Source organism: Ferdinandcohnia sp. QZ13, from assembly GCF_031324165.1.
Classification (GTDB): Bacteria; Bacillota; Bacilli; order Bacillales; family Bacillaceae_L; genus Ferdinandcohnia.
Genome location: NZ_JAVIVW010000015.1, coordinates 696,478 through 713,500 on the forward strand (window position 1 = coordinate 696,478; position 17,023 = coordinate 713,500).

15 protein-coding genes and 1 pseudogene are annotated in these 17,023 nt (G+C 37.1%); 1 reads left to right on the plus strand and 15 read right to left on the minus strand.

What is annotated here, in order from left to right:
* Position 1: 1 nt before the first annotated feature.
* From RGU12_RS17120 to sppA, 7 genes are all read right to left on the minus strand, one after another.
* Positions 2-1,189, minus strand: a complete 1,188-nt coding sequence (locus RGU12_RS17120; RefSeq protein WP_309537135.1) for an acetate kinase — start codon at positions 1,187-1,189, stop codon at positions 2-4.
* A 250-nt stretch (positions 1,190-1,439) separates the two neighbouring features.
* Entirely contained in the window at positions 1,440-2,435 is a 996-nt protein-coding gene (locus tag RGU12_RS17125; RefSeq protein ID WP_309537136.1) for a class I SAM-dependent methyltransferase, read from the minus strand.
* 327 nt (positions 2,436-2,762) lie between these two features.
* Positions 2,763-3,263: a thiol peroxidase gene (tpx, locus tag RGU12_RS17130; RefSeq protein WP_116351765.1), complete on the minus strand. Its 501-nt coding sequence runs from the start codon at positions 3,261-3,263 to the stop codon at positions 2,763-2,765.
* A 318-nt stretch (positions 3,264-3,581) separates the two neighbouring features.
* On the minus strand, positions 3,582-4,049 hold the full coding sequence (gene ytfJ / locus RGU12_RS17135) for a GerW family sporulation protein (protein WP_116351766.1): 468 nt from the start codon (positions 4,047-4,049) through the stop codon (positions 3,582-3,584).
* A 20-nt stretch (positions 4,050-4,069) separates the two neighbouring features.
* On the minus strand, positions 4,070-4,768 hold the full coding sequence (locus RGU12_RS17140; protein ID WP_309537137.1) for a DUF2953 domain-containing protein: 699 nt from the start codon (positions 4,766-4,768) through the stop codon (positions 4,070-4,072).
* A 113-nt stretch (positions 4,769-4,881) separates the two neighbouring features.
* Complete coding sequence (locus tag RGU12_RS17145; protein WP_396232405.1) at positions 4,882-5,373, minus strand: RDD family protein; 492 nt, start codon at positions 5,371-5,373, stop codon at positions 4,882-4,884.
* 17 nt (positions 5,374-5,390) lie between these two features.
* Complete coding sequence (sppA, locus tag RGU12_RS17150) at positions 5,391-6,404, minus strand: signal peptide peptidase SppA (RefSeq protein WP_309537139.1); 1,014 nt, start codon at positions 6,402-6,404, stop codon at positions 5,391-5,393.
* A 366-nt stretch (positions 6,405-6,770) separates the two neighbouring features.
* Between sppA and RGU12_RS17155 the strand changes: the two genes are divergently transcribed.
* Entirely contained in the window at positions 6,771-7,568 is a 798-nt protein-coding gene (locus RGU12_RS17155) for an NAD kinase (protein WP_309537140.1), read from the plus strand.
* Positions 7,569-7,619: 51 nt separating this feature from the next.
* Here the strand turns inward: RGU12_RS17155 and RGU12_RS17160 are convergent, their stop codons facing one another.
* The 8 genes and pseudogenes from RGU12_RS17160 to ezrA all read right to left on the minus strand — a co-directional run bounded on the left by RGU12_RS17160 (position 7,620) and on the right by ezrA (position 16,973).
* A complete protein-coding gene (locus tag RGU12_RS17160; RefSeq protein WP_309537141.1) occupies positions 7,620-9,209 on the minus strand; it encodes an amidohydrolase in 1,590 nt (529 codons plus the stop codon).
* Positions 9,210-9,293: 84 nt separating this feature from the next.
* Entirely contained in the window at positions 9,294-10,874 is a 1,581-nt protein-coding gene (mbcS, locus tag RGU12_RS17165; protein WP_309537142.1) for an acyl-CoA synthetase MbcS, read from the minus strand.
* A 173-nt stretch (positions 10,875-11,047) separates the two neighbouring features.
* Positions 11,048-11,251, minus strand: coding sequence for an alpha/beta-type small acid-soluble spore protein (locus RGU12_RS17170; RefSeq protein ID WP_116351771.1), 204 nt, complete (start codon positions 11,249-11,251; stop codon positions 11,048-11,050).
* 96 nt (positions 11,252-11,347) lie between these two features.
* Positions 11,348-12,547 carry a tRNA uracil 4-sulfurtransferase ThiI gene (thiI, locus tag RGU12_RS17175; protein ID WP_309537143.1) on the minus strand — a complete coding sequence of 400 codons (1,200 nt, stop codon included), beginning with the start codon at positions 12,545-12,547 and terminating at the stop codon, positions 11,348-11,350.
* A complete protein-coding gene (locus tag RGU12_RS17180; RefSeq protein WP_309537144.1) occupies positions 12,537-13,694 on the minus strand; it encodes a cysteine desulfurase family protein in 1,158 nt (385 codons plus the stop codon). Before RGU12_RS17180 ends, thiI begins: the two co-directional genes overlap by 11 nt.
* Before the next feature lie 112 nt (positions 13,695-13,806).
* Positions 13,807-14,814, minus strand: a complete 1,008-nt coding sequence (locus RGU12_RS17185; protein WP_309538276.1) for an IS3 family transposase — start codon at positions 14,812-14,814, stop codon at positions 13,807-13,809.
* Positions 14,815-14,915: 101 nt separating this feature from the next.
* Positions 14,916-15,263, minus strand: a pseudogene (locus RGU12_RS17190) (transposase); the annotation flags it as partial.
* A gap of 15 nt (positions 15,264-15,278) precedes the next feature.
* A complete protein-coding gene (ezrA, locus tag RGU12_RS17195) occupies positions 15,279-16,973 on the minus strand; it encodes a septation ring formation regulator EzrA (protein WP_309537145.1) in 1,695 nt (564 codons plus the stop codon).
* Between the last annotated feature and the right edge of the window lie 50 nt (positions 16,974-17,023).

Consider the following 17,023-nt stretch of genomic DNA (forward strand, 5'->3'; position numbering starts at 1 on the left):
TTTATTTTGTTAAACGCATGACATCGCGAGCGATCATGACTTCTTCATCTGTAGGAATAATAATAACCTTTACCGGTGAGTGCGGATAGCTAATAAATGCTTCTTTTCCTCGTACCTTATTTAAAATTGGATCCCAATATACGCCCATGAATTCTAAACCAGTTAATACTCTTGCACGAATAGTGTCACTGTTTTCTCCAATACCTGCTGTGAAAATGATTGCGTCCACACCATGCATACGTGCTGCATATGATCCAATGTATTTATGAATTCTGCTAGCAAACACTTCAAGAGCTAATTCAGCACGTTTGTTACCTTGATCCGCTTGCTCTTGAATATCACGCAAGTCACTTGAGAATCCAGAAACACCAAGCATTCCACTTTCTTTGTTTAACACATCTAACACTTCATCTGCTGTTTTTCCTGTTTTCTCCATGATAAATGGAATTAATGCAGGGTCAATATTACCAGAACGTGTTCCCATCGTTACACCAGCAAGTGGAGTAAAGCCCATAGATGTATCAATTGATTTTCCGCCTTCTATAGCAGCGATACTAGCGCCATTTCCAAGATGACATGACAATAGGCGAAGCTCTTCTAAAGGTCTGCCTAAAAGTTCAGCTGCACGTTGTGACACATATTTATGAGACGTTCCGTGGAAACCATACTTTCTAATTCCAAAGTTTTTATAATAGTCATAAGGTAGACTATATAAGAATGACTTCTCTGGCATTGATTGGTGGAAGGCTGTGTCGAATACGGCTACTGCTGGAACATTTGGTAGCACTTCATGAAATGCTTTGATTCCTGTAACATTGGCTGGATTATGCAATGGTGCCAATTCGGATAGCTTGTCGATTTCTGCTAACACCTCATCAGTAATGACAACTGAATCAGCAAATGACTCTCCACCGTGTACAACTCGATGCCCGATTCCATCGATTTCATCTAAGGATTTGATAATGCCTAATTCGGTTAGTTTATCTAGTAATATTTTAACAGCAACAGCATGATCCGGAAGTTCTGTTTCTGTAGTTATTTTTTCGTCATTAACTGAAATGGTAAAAACTCCCGTTTCAAGTCCAATTCTTTCAAAGATTCCTTTCGTAATAACTTCCTCACTTGGCATTTCAAATAATTGAAATTTTAGTGAAGAGCTTCCTGCATTTATCGCAATGATTTTCGACATTTCGTCCGCTCCTTTGTTTACATCATTTTTCTATGTAAATTTTTGTTCTACATTATTCTGTGCAAAACGACACAGTTTCATAGATGCCATTTTCATTTAAACATCGGTATAAAAACTTTTCAAGGAGTTCGCCGGTTTGGTACCGTTTTCGCCATAATGTTCTTATATTCAGATAACAGAAAGCGCTATTAATCAAAAAAAAGCGGGATTGATACAAAAAAAGAGACCCAATCGGATCTCCTTACTTCTACTATTCATTTTTCTCTTGCTTAAACCAATCATCGATTTGTTTGATTATACCTGCCATAGCTGTCTGATTTGAAAACTTAGGAAGGTTGGCAAGCAAGGCTTGCTTAGGTGCTTTCACATTAAGTCCTTTTTTCTGGATAATAAAAATACTCTTTGCGTGCTGTTCATTCTTAAACAACGAAAGTGGAAGCTGAATCATTCCTTGGATAAAAGCGTGCTCTTTAAGAAATACATTTAATTCTTTTGCATACTCACTTGTAAATAAGTGATTTGGAACAAGGAAAAATAAATAGCCACCCGCTTTCGTATATTTAAGGCTTTGTTCAATAAAAAGATGGTGGGCGTAAGAGTGTCCTTTTTTAGCGCGTAGTTCAAAACTAGCTGCTCCTATATCATTCGGATAATAGCCGACAGGCAAATCACTGACAACTACGTCCATAGGGTCTATATAAAGTGGCTGTAGACTATCTTGGTTATAAAATTGGATGGAATGCTGCTGTAGGTTCGCGCTAACATATGCCACTTTAATTAAAAGGTCATCTACATCAATCCCACATGCTTCAATGTCTTTGGATTGATTTTGGTTAAGTACAGTTGTTAAGAGATTTGCGGTTCCAACAGCTGGATCAAAAATGCTGAATCCTTTCCAGCCTTCAGTGAATTTTGAAACAAGATATCCGATAAAGATTGAAATGGCGTCTGGTGTCATTTCATGATTTGCCTGGGTTGCTTCTTTCATTCCTTTTAAAGCAGCGAGCTGATAAGCCTTGCGAATTTCTTCAACTGAGTATTGATCTAGTTTGACTTGGGTATATTCTTTTTCGATACGCTTTTTGGATAGTTCACTTAATTCTTCCTGTAGGATGGTTTTTTGAAAGAGGTTCTCTCCAGTTTCGGCAACTGCCTCTAAGTATGTACATGATAATTCTTCTTTAAGTAAAGTTGCGGTATTGTCAATAACGGTAAAAAGTTTTTCAACTACAGATATTTGTGCCATTGTTTTTCTCCTTTTCGTACACTTAACATATCCCTTTATTTTAAAAGAAATAATGAAGTAGTTCAACAAAGTTAAAAAAGAATCCCAATACAGATTGGGATTCCCGTAACTTCACTAGGCGCTTGCGCTTTTCTATGTTGTCTAGCTCCAGCGCCTAGCCCCTCGAGGTCATAAGCCAATCCGTCAAGAAGGATAAACTACATCCTTCTAGCCGGCTTTTCTTATGCTTGTCGGACTTGCACAGGAAGTGCTGACATCGACGTTTGCCACAGGACGTGGCAGTAGTTAGTCGATGTTCCTCTTGCAAGGCGCTTGCGCTTTTCTATATTACTTAGCAGCTTTTGCTGCTTCTAATGCTGCTTCATAATTTGGATGATTTGTTGCTTCACTTACGTATTCTACATATGTTACTGTATCACTGCTGTCAACAACGAATACAGCACGAGCTAATAAACGTAGTTCTTGAATAGCTACACCATATGCTTCTCCGAATGAAAGATCACGGTGGTCAGAAACCGTTTGAACATTTTCAATACCGTTTGCACCACACCAACGCTTTTGTGCAAATGGCAAATCAACACTTACTGTTAAGATTTTAACATTACCTAAACCAGCAGCTTCTTCGTTAAAGCGACGAGTTTGTGCATCACATACACCTGTATCAAGTGAAGGTACAACACTGATTAAACGAACAGAACCTTTTGAGTCTGCAAGTGTAACTGGTGTTAAATCATTTGCTAATACAGTAAAATCAGGAGCCTTATCCCCAACTTTTACTTCATTCCCCAATAAAGTGACTGGATTGTTTTTAAATGTGATATTTGCCATTTTTCCAAAATCCTCCTTAAAATGTTATGTACAGTGTAAATGATATCTTTAATTCAAAAGGATTGCAATGAATTCGAATGAAAAAGAGAAGGCTGTTTTCGCAAACATCTTAGTTCTTGATACAATTGATTTTCGCTGCATTTTGAAAATTCTTCCTTGAATTTGCACCGCACGAAGAAAATGCAAATGCATTTTAAAGGAGTTGCCGCCTTCCGCTTTAATCAATAGTTTTGTCTTATCCAATAGCAACAACTTTTAGAAAAGAGCCAAAGTGAATCAAAAAAGAGTCAACTGTAAGACAGCTAACTCTACCATTTTTTATATATCAAAATCCTGTTGTTTTTGTTGATTTTGCTGATCTTGATTATTCTTTTTAATCATTTGTTGGATTTTGTCAACAGCCTGTGGTGCAAGTTCAATGAGTTTTTCAAATAAATGAGTGCCTTCATCAAGATGAAGCATCTTAACACCATTTGAACTAACAATTAAAAAAGCGATTGGTGTAATCGAAACTCCGCCACCACTACCTCCACCAAATGGGAGATTAGATCCTTGTTGTTGTTGCTGTTGTTGGTCTCCACTTCCACCGCTATCTTTTCCACCCTCACCTTGTCCCTTGAATTCACTACCACCTGCAGCAAATCCAAAGCCAACTTTTGAAACTGTTAAAATAACGCTCCCATCAGGCGTTTCAACAGGGTCTCCGATGATTGTATTCACATCGATCATTTGTTTTAAATTTTCCATTGCTGTCTTCATTAAACCCTGTATTGGATGATCAGACATCATACATTCCTCCTGACAATCTAAACTGATTTTTTATCCGAATCGGCATCATTAAGCTTTGAAAGGGTCTGGGACTTAAATTTTGGTAGACCCCCTCGCCATCTTTTAATTGCTTTGATTCCTGCAACCATAGCATACCCGATTCGAAAATGAATCATGCATCTTAGCCTAGTTTCGGATACGGCTACTTGAAATGAGGGAGTAATGGAATATTCCGGATGAGTTTTCAGGTTTAAATAATGGCTCATCACTCCGACAATCGTGCCTTTAATCGACCATCCAAGTCCAGTGATAATTCCAGTATGGGCGGCGTCACCCACCCCAATATGTGAATGCCACTCAAATCTTGAAACTGAAATTTTCTTTAAAAAATGCTTAAATACCGGTACCAAATCGGTGACTCGTTGAAGAATTACTTTTGTATCATGGAGATTATCCATTAAATTATGTACAGAGAATTTCTCCTTTTTCTTTTTTTCATCTGTGGGGACATTTCCTTTCTTCTCCTTTTTGAACACGATGCTTGGCGTTTCATTGTCAACTGCAACCATCGGGACATTAATGGTATATCGTATCAGCCCAAACCAAATGCTGAATTTGATCTTAATATGGTCATCGTCTTGTGAGTGATTTGCTTCTATAAATATTGTTAGTTTTGTTACCAGAATAAGAAGGAAAAGTAGGACTAAGAATAATAAAATAAATAAAATCCACTTCACAACACTCACACCCTTTCAATGTTTCATTATCACCTTTCATCATGCAAAAAATACACAAAAAGGGTATCTTTGGTAATGTGTCTCCAAATAAAAAGAGTGCCCTGAGGACACTCTTATTTTTTAGCATGTATAACCGTTGTATCAGATAAAAGATCATGAATTCCTTGTTTTTTGGGTAGAAAAGCGACGATGATATAGCCGATAAAAAAGAGTTTTGAAATATACCGACCAATAAACTCCCTAAAGAGAACCGTCATCCAGCTGAGTGATTTTCCGTCGAGAGGTACAACCTTTATTCCAAACACCATTTTCCCTAATGTCTGGTTAAAAAACTTGGTCATCAACACGAAATACAAATAAAAGACAACAGCAGTTGCAATTGATGTTGCACTAAATATATGACTTTCAGTTAATGGTATGTCTAGTGCTCGAAAGGCAGGATAGATTAAGATACGATTTATACTCCCAATTACAACTAAGTCTAATAAATATGCCCAAAACCGCATCCAAAAGCCAGCATAACGTGGCACCTCTTGAACGATCGGCCGATCTGTATGATCGTGAACATGATTACTGCTCTGAACTCCTTCATGTGTTAGATCCATATTCAAGTTAGTCCCTCCTATTCCGCGTACAAGTACATCATTCTAGGTGAATTTGGCTGAGACAATAGATGAACCAACGTTGCCATTTCGATGTCATCATTAAACATTTTTTTCGCACTCATAGAAAATAGGGATCCAAAACCAAAATTAGTTTCATACTCGACAACTTTGATACTTCCAAGATCGTAATCTTGTTTCATAGCTTCAACCGTATCTTCAAAATACCCAAGTTCATCAATTAGATGATTTTCCTTGGCTTGCCTACCATCATAGATTCGTCCATCTGCAATACGACGAACCTCTTCCTCTGACATATTACGTCCCTCTGTAATTACATTAACAAATCCTTGATATGCATTATCGACCATCGATTGCATAATGTTTCGTTCTTCTTCTGTCATTTCCCTACTTGGAGACATGATATCCTTGTACGGACCACTTTTAATGGTTTCAAATTTAACGCCATATTTTTCAGCTAGCCCGCTATAATTAATCCCTTGCATAATAACCCCGAGTGAACCTGTCATGGTGTCAGGAGTAGCAAATATTTTGTCTGCTGGAGCAGAGATATAGTAGCCGCCAGATGCTGCCATCGCTCCCATTGAAACATAAATTGGTTTATCCGTTTTTTCTTTTAGGTCTGTTAACTTTTTATGTATTTCCGCGCTTTCTACAACACCGCCACCTGGTGAATTCACTTTAAGAATAATTCCCTTCACCGTTTTATCCTTTTCCGCTTTTTCAATCATTTTTAAAAATGTTTTGTGTTGATAACCGGCTGTTTGGAAGAAAGATGTTACGTCCTCACCAGTATCCTGAATTACTCCATTCACAGATAATACGAGAATTTTATCTATTCCTTTACCTTCCATTACAACATTTTCGAGAAAGTCTTCATTGGAAGTCGCTAGTAAATCATCTGAAAGACTACTGAAGTTTTTCGAAGCTAAATTTGTCGCGAAATTAAAAAAGATTGAAAATACAAATATAACTGCAGCAATTCCTAATGCTGCCCACCGTTTACCATTCATTTCATTTTCCTCCTACATAGATGTTGATGGTACTGATTCAAATGCGCCTTGGCGTATTTGTGCCCAGATTTTTTAGGCCCACATGAGGTGATTCACAAAGACGTTGCCACAGGTTGTGGAGTTCTTAGTCTTTGATCTTACGCTCGAAAAGTTTCCTTTGAAAATCTGTGGCATCCGCCGGAGGCTTTAACTTTATTCGATTGGGGGTCCCTCCCCCAATCGAATAAAGTTAAGAATTTGTTCAAAAATAAATACGAATCAGAACCAAAATAGTTTCATTTTATTGATAAACTTAATATAAAGCAACATAATAGCTTTAATAGTTTTTACCATTCTATTTTAAAAAATCAATAGGAGGCTATTTAAATGGAACGTCGAAATCTTTATTTCTTTTATAGAAAAGAAGATAAACTAATCGAATATGTTGAACAACTAAATCAGCTCGCGAAAGAGCATCAATTTACAGTTGTGGATGATGCTGCGAAGGCAAACATCATTGTTAGTATAGGAGGAGATGGGACTTTCCTACAAGCCGTTCGTAAAACGAATTTCCGCCAGGACTGTCTTTATGTTGGAATTTCTACAACCGGTGCATTAAATCTTTATTGTGATTTCCATGCCGATGAAACTGACAAAATGGTTGAAGCAATGTTACATGAAAGAGTCGAAGTTCGTAGGTACCCAATTATTGAAGTAAAGGTGGATAACAATCCATCCTTTTATTGTTTGAATGAATGTTCCATTCGTTCGGCTATCATTAAGACCTTGGTTTTAGACGTCTATATTGATGATTTACATTTCGAAACATTCCGTGGCGATGGCATGATTATTTCGACCCCAACTGGAAGTACTGCTTATAATAAATCGGTTCGAGGTGCTGTCGTGGATCCGCTACTTCCTTGTATGCAAGTCACTGAACTTGCTTCATTAAACACAAACCAATATCGAACCCTAGATTCTCCGTTTATTTTAAGCGGAACTAGAAAACTAACATTGCGAGATGTACAGGATGGAAACGACTTTCCTACAATTGGAATGGACAATGAAGCTCTTAGCATTCGGAATGTAAAACAAATTGAGATTCAATTAAGTGAAAAAAGAATCAAAACGGTGAAACTAAAGGACAATTCATTCTGGGAGAAGGTAAAACGAACATTTTTATAGAATGATCCCAAAAGTTACTAGACCAAGCAATGGAAGCTTGGTCTGTTTTGGTTATTGTTCATACATCACAGTGTCATCAACCACGGTCATCATTACATTTGTACCTGGTATCTCATCTTCAGGAATATGCAGGATATCTTTATCAAGAACGGTGAAATCAGCTTTATATCCCGGTGCAATTTTCCCCCTGCAATTTTCCTTTCCAATTGCAAAAGCACTTCCAGTTGTAAACAGCTGGACAGCTTCGTATACGGATAATCTTTGTTCGGGCATGTAAATCTCTTCTCTTCCTATTTTCTTTCTTGTCACTGCTGCATGAATTCCTAGCAAGGGATTAATCGGTTCAATCGGTGCATCAGACCCACCTGCACAAGGAAGACCCACAGTCAATAATGTCTTCCAAGCATAACAATAGTCCATATTCATTTCACCAATTCTTTCAACCACCCACGGAAAATCAGATACGACAAATCTTGGCTGGATATCGAGGATGACCGGTAACTGTTTTGCTCGCTTGATTAACTCTTGTCGTAAAATTTGAGCATGAATTAGGCGATCCCGTTGATTTGGTAATGGTGGAAATTCTTCGATTGCATCTAATACATATTCAAATGCAAGGTCCCCAATCGCATGGACAGCAACCGGCATCTTATATCGCCTGGCCTTTTGAACCAGTTTTTTCAACTCATCTAATGTGTGAATAGCAACTCCTGATGTATCAGGTGAATCATTATATGGATAACTTAATAATGCGGTTCTGCCACCTAGAGAACCATCCGCAAATATTTTCATTGCACCAAATTCAAGAAAATCTCCATATTCTCCAAATGAAAAGCCTAATCGATGCATATCATCGACTACCTCATGATGGACTAAAAGATTTGTCCGAAATTTGATGCTCTCTGCATTAATTATTTTTTGAAACCCTCGCAATGTGCGCTCAAAACCTCCATAATAATTCAAATCCTCTGTATGTCCACCGACAAGTCCTTTGCTCAGACAATCGTTAACTGATATTTGAAGTGCCTTTTGAATGTAATCTTCCGTCACTTCTGGAATCACTGTTTTTACAAGCTCCTGCGCTTGATCTAATAAATAACCAGTTGCATGACCATTTGTATCCCTTACAATGACCCCACCCTCAGGATTTGGCGTATCGTCCGTGATACCAGCTAATTCTAATGCCTTCGTATTCACAACAACAGCGTGCCGGCAAATTCTTTTTAACACGAGCGGATTATTGGGTGAAAGTTCATCCAGTTCATTTCGATGGAAAATTTTTCGGTCAGGAAGTTGATTTTCATTCCATCCTTCTCCAATTATCCATTCTCCTGCAGGCTTATCTTTTATAAATTCTTGAATGGCTGTATACATTTCCTCGGAAGATGTCATGTCCGAAAAATCTAGCTTTAACAGTTTTTCGCCATGACCAATGAGATGCAAATGGCTATCAACGAACCCTGGAAACATCGTACTTCCTTTTAAATCAATTATTTTTGTAATTTGGGATTGATATCGATTTTGTAAATCTTTCTTTAATCCTGTGGCAACAATGGTGCCACTTTCCACGAATACCGCTTCCACAGTCTCATTCTCCCGCTCTAGCGTGTAGATTTGTCCACCCATCCATAAAGTTCCCATCATCACACCTACTGTTCTAGATTTAAGATAAGATTACTCTAACACGAAAAAGCAGGTAGTAAAAATACTATCTGCTTTTTATTACTATGCATTTGCCTTTGCTGCTTCTGCTTGTCTAAGCTCGATTCTTCTAATTTTTCCTGATGTTGTTTTCGGTAGATCACTCACAAATTCTACTTTTCTTGGATATTTATAAGGTGCTGTCATTTGCTTGACATGTTCCTGTAGGTCTTTAACGAGCTCCTCAGTGGATGCTACACCTTCGCGTAATACAATGAATGCTTTAACAATATTCCCTCGAACTTCATCAGGACTTGCAACAACTGCACATTCCTTTACAGATGGATGCTTAACTAGTGCATCTTCAACCTCAAATGGTCCAATGGTGTAGCCTGAACTAATGATAATATCATCAGCACGGCCTTCAAACCAGAAATAGCCATCTTCGTCTTTTTTTGCCTTGTCTCCTGTAATATAGTAATCTCCTCTAAATTGCATAGCTGTTCTTTCAGGATCCTTGTAATATTCTTTAAAAAGAGCTGGTGTGTCGACATGGACACCAATATCGCCTACTTCTCCTACCGGACAAGGCTTACCAAACTCATCAACAATTTCTACATGATTGCCAGGTGTTGGTTTGCCCATGGAACCAGGCTTAATTTGCATTCCTTTTAATACACCTACTAATAATGTATTTTCTGTTTGTCCATAACCATCTCGAACTTCTACGTTAAATTCTCTTTTGAATGTGTCGATTACTTCCCGGTTTAAAGGTTCCCCCGCTGAAACAGCACTATGTAAATCCGGAAGTGAGTAATCAGATAGATTTTCTACCTTTGCCATCAAACGATATTCTGTTGGCGTACAACATAGGACATTAATCTTATAAGAACTTAGCAATTCTAAATATTTATTTGGATTAAATTTACCGAAATACACAAATCCTGTTGCACCACTTCCGAGTGTCGATAGAAATGGGCTCCAAATCCATTTTTGCCAACCAGGGCCTGCCGTCGCCCAAACCGTATCTGATTCACTGATACTTAGCCAATAAGGAGCAGCTGTTTTTAAGTGAGCATATGCCCAACCATGTGTATGAACAACGCCTTTTGGATTTCCAGTTGTCCCGGATGTGTAAGATAAGAAGGCCATGTCATCCTTATTTGTTTCAACTGCCTTCAGCTGTTCAGATTGATTTTTCATATTTTCTTCTAAAGAATCCCAACCATCTACTTTTTCCCCAACTACAAACTTTTGAAGATGGTCGATATTTTCAATGGATAAAAATTGATCACAATATGGGTGGTGGCTGATAATCGCTTTCACATCTCCATGAATGAGTCGGTATTGAAGGTCTTTCGTACGGAGCATTTCAGAACTTGGGATGACCACTAATCCGGCTTTTAAAGCGCCTAAATAAACCATATATGCTTCGACTAAACGAGGAATAATAACTAATACTTTGTCACCTTTCTTAAGGCCTTTGTTCATCAAGGTATTTCCAATTTGGTTTACATTTTTGAAGAGGTCTACGTATGTTATTTCTTTTTTGTTCCCCTGCTCATCTTCCCATTTTAATGCAATGTTTTTGGGATCATTTGCATATTTTTCAATTTCCTTTACGAGATTATACTTTGCAGGTGCAATTAAATCTTCTTTTTTCACGATCATTCCTCCTCCACTTTTATAGTCTAATTATATAAAATATTTCAACCAATTTGGAAGGGGTTTTGTGAAAAATTTATGACCAGGTTATAATACTTGATTACATTTTTTAATAAATCCAATAGAAAAGGACGGGTAGTAGCCCGTCCTTGTAGCCATTTATATTTATTTTTTTAGAAGTTACCTCCGCTCATATGTTGTTGAGCGTAAGATACTAAACGCTTAGTAATTTCTCCACCAACTGATCCGTTAGCACGAGAAGTTGTATCAGCACCAAGGTTTACACCAAATTCTGTTGCAATTTCATATTTCATTTGATCAATAGCTTGTTGTGCACCAGCTACTAGAAGTTGGTTACTACTGTTGTTGTTTGCCATGTGACTTCACCTCCTTGTGAGTATATAATGTGTAAAATCACATGGCATAATACATTTGAACCACTGGTAAATGTTCACAACAAAAGAGTTCTTTTTTTAGAATAAGTCCTTAATTTCTTCCTTCTTCGTACCATCTAATGTAAGAATTTCTGTTTCATTAACTGCTTTTTCAATCAAGCTTTCAAAATTAGTGTAACTTTCATAATGTGTTACTTTTTCTAGTCTTGGTCTTGTTTTTGGTGCAGCTGGTGTAAAGATTGTACAGCAATCCTCAAACGGTTGAATCGAAATATCATGGGTATTGATTTTCTTTGCCATATCAATAATATGAAACTTATCTACAGTAACAAGTGGTCGAATAATCGGTGTATTTGTGACATTGTTTATGACATGCATACTTTCCAATGTTTGACTTGCCACTTGTCCAAGGCTTTCTCCAGTTACAATCGCTAGCGCATTGCGCCTTCTTCTAATCTCGTCGGTGATACGAAGCATCATCCGTCTAGTAGAAATCAGTGTATAGTTTTCCGGTATTTGTCTTTGAATGGTGGTCTGAATTTCAGTAAATGGCACGATATGTAGCTTAATCGTACCTGAAAAATCAGTTAGCTGCTGTGCAAGGTCAATTACCTTTTGGCGTGCACGTTCACTTGTGTATGGTGGACTATGAAAATGCACTGCTTCAAGCGTTAATCCCCTTTTCATAGCTAGGAAGCCAGCAACAGGACTATCCAGACCTCCTGAAAGCATGAGCATTGCTTTCCCGGATGAGCCAACTGGAAGGCCACCTAATCCTTTCTCATCCTTAAAGGTAATGTACGTTGCTTCCTTACGAACCTCAACACGCATATTGATATCAGGGTTATGCACATCCACATGGATTTCTTGGATATTCTTTAAAATATGTGACCCTAATTCATAATTTAACTGATTGGAATCAAGTGAAAAGCTTTTATCTGATCGTCTAGCTGATATTTTGAATGATTTTCCTTTGTGTTCCAACTGTTTGAAGGCTGCTAGAACGCCTTCTTTAATATGTTCAATTTCACTGATAACCTTTAACGCTAAACTAAAGGATTGAATACCGATGATATTTTTAAGGACTTCCACGATTTCCTCATGTGGCTCACCATTAAGCTTAATATAAATTCGGTCTCTCGTTTTTTCAAACGTGAGTCCTTGGTATTTTGTAAGTTTTCTTTGTATTTGAGTTGAAAGTTTATTTATAAACAAGTTACGATTTCGACCTTTTGTTGTAATTTCGCCAAATCGTATTAATATGTGATCATATTCCATTTCTTTCCCCCATTACATTTTGTAATTTCTGTATTGCATTCTCAATCGCATTTATTAAAATCGGAACTTCTTCCATTTTATTTTGATGGGATAGACTGATCCGAATTGAGCTATTTGCTTCAACTACTGGTACTCCCATTGCAAGCAAGGTTTTACTTGGTTCATTTTTTTTCGAAGAACATGCAGAGGTCGTCGAAACGTATATTTCCTTTTCCTCCAATAAATGTACAAAAACCTCAGGCTTTAACCCATCAATGGAAAAATTTATAATATGTGGAGCACTACTTTTCTCAGGTGTATGAATCTTGACTCCGTGCATTTTTGATAATTGTTCAATAATCTCTTTTTTTAGAGCGGTGAGATGTTGAATAGCTCCATCTCTTTTCTCTATTGTTAACCTTAATGCCTTGGCTAGGGACACAAATCCTGCTACATTTTCTGTGCCTGCCCTTTTTTGAATTTCTTGATCCCCACCAGCGATTAAGGATTTTATTCGAACACCTTGGCGAACGAAAAGAACTCCAGTTCCTTTTAGTCCATTAAACTTGTGTCCTGAAATCGTACATAAATCAAGTTTCGCCTTATTGATATCTAGATATGTTTTACCTATTCCCTGTACATGGTCAACATGATAAATAATCTTCGGATACTTTTCTAAAAGCTCTCCTATCTCTTCAATCGGTTGGATTGTTCCAACCTCGTTATTTACATGAATAATAGAAACTAATATCGTATCTTCACGGATTGCATTTTTTAAACTTTCAATCGATATGACACCATTATTATCAACTGGAAGATAGGTTATTTCAAACCCAAGTTCTGTCAATTGATTGCAGGCTTCACTTACAGAAGGATGCTCAATTGATGTTGTAACGATATGCTTACCTCGATTTTGATATTGTAAAGCAATCCCCTTAATTGCAGTATTATTCCCTTCAGAACCACCGGATGTAAAAATAATCTCCTGTGGTTTAACATGCAAGAGGGATGCAATTTGTAAACGTGACTGACTTAAAAGCTTTTCAGCTTGTCCACCTATTCCATGTAAAGAAGAAGGATTCCCAAAATAATTAGTTGAAACTTTTACATACGAATCAATAACATCATCAAATGGTTTTGTTGTTGCACTATTATCTAAGTAAATCATCATATTTCCCCTAATAAGCATATTTGCATCAAAATCATATCATAAAATGGATTGATTGAAAAAAGGAAAGGACCCCATTTTGTGCTGAACCCTAAAAGTTAGACCTAAATATTTATGCAGCTTTTTGACTGGTATGAAGACGGTATTCCACCGGACTCATGCCAGTCAATTTTGCTTTTATCCGTTCATTGTTATAGTAAAAAATATAATCCGTTACTGCTTGTTTAAGCTCTTCAAATGACTTATAAACTCTACCGTAATACATTTCCTGTTTCATTATCCCAAAGAAATTTTCCATTGGTGAATTATCAAGACAGTTTCCCTTTCGAGACATACTTTGAAATATACCGTTATCTTTTAGTTTCCTTACATATCTTTTCATTTGATAAGCCCAGCCTTGATCAGAGTGTATAGTCGTTCTATAGGGGCAATCTCTTGTTATTTCAATTGCTTCGTCTAAAGCATCCATAATTGCCTTAGCGTTTGGTCGTTCTGAGAACCGAAAGGATAGAATTTCACCATTAAACATATCTAGAAATGGATCTAAATAAGCCTTCTTAATGATTATCTTCCCATCAGAATCCGTCGTATAGTATTTGAATTCAGATGTATCAGTCGTTAATTTTTGATGTGGAATACTTGTATGGAATCTACGGTTTACAAGGTTTTTCGAAATCTTGCCTACAGTTCCTTTATAAGTGCTGTATTTACGAGATTTACGTGTGAATGATGTACAGGTAATTCCAAGTTTATTGGTAATCCGTAGAATTTTTTTGTGATTTAAGATATAACCTCTCTTACGTAATTCCATTTTAATTCGACGATAGCCGTAATTTCCATTATGTTTGTTTACAATATCTTGAATGACCTTTTCAATCTCTTCATCTGGATTGGATTCATTAAATCGTTTTTGCCAATACATATAGGTTGCCTTTGGAAAACCTGTGGCTTCAAGGATAACAGCTAATTTGAATTCTTTTCTGAGTTCGTGGATGACCCTGGATTCTGTTTTAGCAGTCGGCTCGGAATATTTACCCCTGAAGCTCGGAGCTTTTTTAAATAGGCATTCTCCGCACGTAGTAACTCTATTTCTTTTAAAAGTTGTTGTTCTTTCGTCAATTTCTTCTCATTTTTATTCTTCTTTGATTCGTTGGACAATGATGGACGCCCCTTTGATTTAGAGAGCCCTTCAATACCTTCAGTTTGCCATTTTCTCAACCAATTAAGAATCATAGGTGGTTCAGTAATGCCAAATTTTCTAGCAACTTCTTCAAGGGAATCTCCTGTTCTTACCTTATAGTTTAAGACATCTAATTTAAATTGAACAGGATAATTCGCAATTGCTTTTTTAGAAGCCAAACCCTGTTTGCCAAATTGTTGGAACGCACTGACCCATTTTCTTATATTGGTTTTACTTCGAATTCCAAATCTAATAGCCAAGGAAGCATATCCACCTTCACCTGCTAAATAAGCGTCAACTACATTTTGCTTAAATCCTTCATCATATTTGACCACAAAAAACACCCCAAGAGTTAGAATTGTTCGTCTAACTTTTGGGGTGCACATCATTTTGAGGTCCTTTGTTTATTCACGATCGTCATCAAGTAACACTTCGATCTTCTTCAGTGCTCCCGGATCCACATCCTCAATTGCAGTTGCTGCTTGCTCTAGTGCAAGTGCATACTCAAAATTCCTAAAGGAGTTTTCAGCTTCTAGTAAACTTACGGCAATTTTTGGATTTCGGCTACGGTATCGGTTGCCATATTGAATAACTTTTTCTGCAAGATATACTTGCTCTATCATTTCTTCTGTATTCTTATATGTCTGTGAAATTAAATCAAGTGCAATTTGTAAGGCTTGATTTACCGTATTCATATTTAGTGGTTTTTCCTCAAGCGTTGACATAACTTGTGTTAAAGATAATTTCGCCTCAGACATAAGCTCCGAATACTTAACAGGCAGACCCGGAATATTACTTTTTGAAATAAGACGTTTTGCATCCGCAAGCTGTTTCTTCATTTCCAAGATTTGCTCTCGTGCATGCAGTTCATCTTTTCGAAGAGTTTTCAGCATTTCGGAGTATTGTAAATGCTCTTCCTTTACATCTTGAATTTTACCGTAAATCTCTTCAAGTTCATTTCTAATTAATGAATAAGCAATTTGGTCTTCCTCGAGCTTTGCTTGAATTGAAACATATTGTTTTACAAGTTGTTTGATTTGTTTCACGATATTACGGTGGCGCTCAAGATCCTGGTCATTCACATGATAGCTTTGTTGCACAAATGAGGTTTCTTCCTCTGTGCTTTTACTACCTTCAATCAAGTCCTCAAGATCCTGTTCAATTTTTTCAACCTCGGTTTTCACAAACTGATTTGCCTTTACTTCCGCTTCTAGTAGGTCATAGATGGTATCGAGTGATTCTCGTGCTTCGTCTAACCCTTTTTTCGCATCTTCAAGCTTGAGCTCTTCAATTAAAGCAATATATTGAGTTAATTGCTCCTTCATTCTTTCGATTTCCTTTTCAATTTGATGATGTTCAAGGGAATAACCTTCCTGTTCCATTTGGCTATATCCTTCTGAAACTTCATTTAATTGATTCGGTAGCGCGATTTGACTTTCATGTAGCAAATGAGGGATTTCATCCATCTGCTGTTTAGTTACCGCAAGAGCATCCTTAATGAGGAGTACGATTTCTCTAGCTTCGAAATAGTTACCATTCGTGGTAGCTTCTTCAAATTCTTTGAATTTTCCGTAAACACTCTCTAATTTTGTTTCAAGCTGTTTTTCTGCACAACCAAAAGTATGTCGGTGTGCAAGTAAAATCTTCTTCAACTCACGATATAATTGATTTAATTCATCAACCTCTACGCGATTTTTTTCTTCACTGCCAACTAAATCCTTAAGTTCTTCTAAAATGATTGCAATATTGCTTTCAGCATCATTTAGAATGGCTTCAATTTGAGCGAGAACTCGTTTCGCTTTTCCAAACCGATATTTATCTGCAAGGTCTTCCGCATCAAATAATAATTCCTCTACATCAGGAAGTGCAACCGTGACTATCTCATCCCACTGTTTTCGCCAACGTTCAAATAATTCCTCGGTCTGACCTGTCATATTGAGATCTTTTACCTTTGCAATTTCATCTGTGACTGGTCGATTCATCATATCTATCTTCCAGGCTTCTAGCCTATCAACATCTTTATATATCTTTTTTCTTGAATAAAATCCAAAAATGGCAATTACACTTACTACTACGATTATGCCGATTATGATTTCCATAATTTGGCCTCCTTGCTCCCACAATCAATCTATTCTAAACATTTATGTAT

Bases quoted from the DNA above. Each gene is read 5' to 3' on its own strand.
- RGU12_RS17120 (WP_309537135.1), bottom strand. From the start codon at position 1,189: ATGTCGAAAATCATTGCGATAAATGCAGGAAGCTCTTCACTAAAATTT.
- RGU12_RS17125 (WP_309537136.1), bottom strand. From the start codon at position 2,435: ATGGCACAAATATCTGTAGTTGAAAAACTTTTTACCGTTATTGACAAT.
- tpx (WP_116351765.1), bottom strand. From the start codon at position 3,263: ATGGCAAATATCACATTTAAAAACAATCCAGTCACTTTATTGGGGAAT.
- ytfJ (WP_116351766.1), bottom strand. From the start codon at position 4,049: ATGTCTGATCATCCAATACAGGGTTTAATGAAGACAGCAATGGAAAAT.
- RGU12_RS17145 (WP_396232405.1), bottom strand. From the start codon at position 5,373: ATGGATCTAACACATGAAGGAGTTCAGAGCAGTAATCATGTTCACGAT.
- sppA (WP_309537139.1), bottom strand. From the start codon at position 6,404: ATGAATGGTAAACGGTGGGCAGCATTAGGAATTGCTGCAGTTATATTT.
- RGU12_RS17155 (WP_309537140.1), top strand. From the start codon at position 6,771: ATGGAACGTCGAAATCTTTATTTCTTTTATAGAAAAGAAGATAAACTA.
- RGU12_RS17160 (WP_309537141.1), bottom strand. From the start codon at position 9,209: ATGGGAACTTTATGGATGGGTGGACAAATCTACACGCTAGAGCGGGAG.
- RGU12_RS17170 (WP_116351771.1), bottom strand. From the start codon at position 11,251: ATGGCAAACAACAACAGTAGTAACCAACTTCTAGTAGCTGGTGCACAA.
- thiI (WP_309537143.1), bottom strand. From the start codon at position 12,547: ATGGAATATGATCACATATTAATACGATTTGGCGAAATTACAACAAAA.
- RGU12_RS17180 (WP_309537144.1), bottom strand. From the start codon at position 13,694: ATGATTTACTTAGATAATAGTGCAACAACAAAACCATTTGATGATGTT.
- ezrA (WP_309537145.1), bottom strand. From the start codon at position 16,973: ATGGAAATCATAATCGGCATAATCGTAGTAGTAAGTGTAATTGCCATT.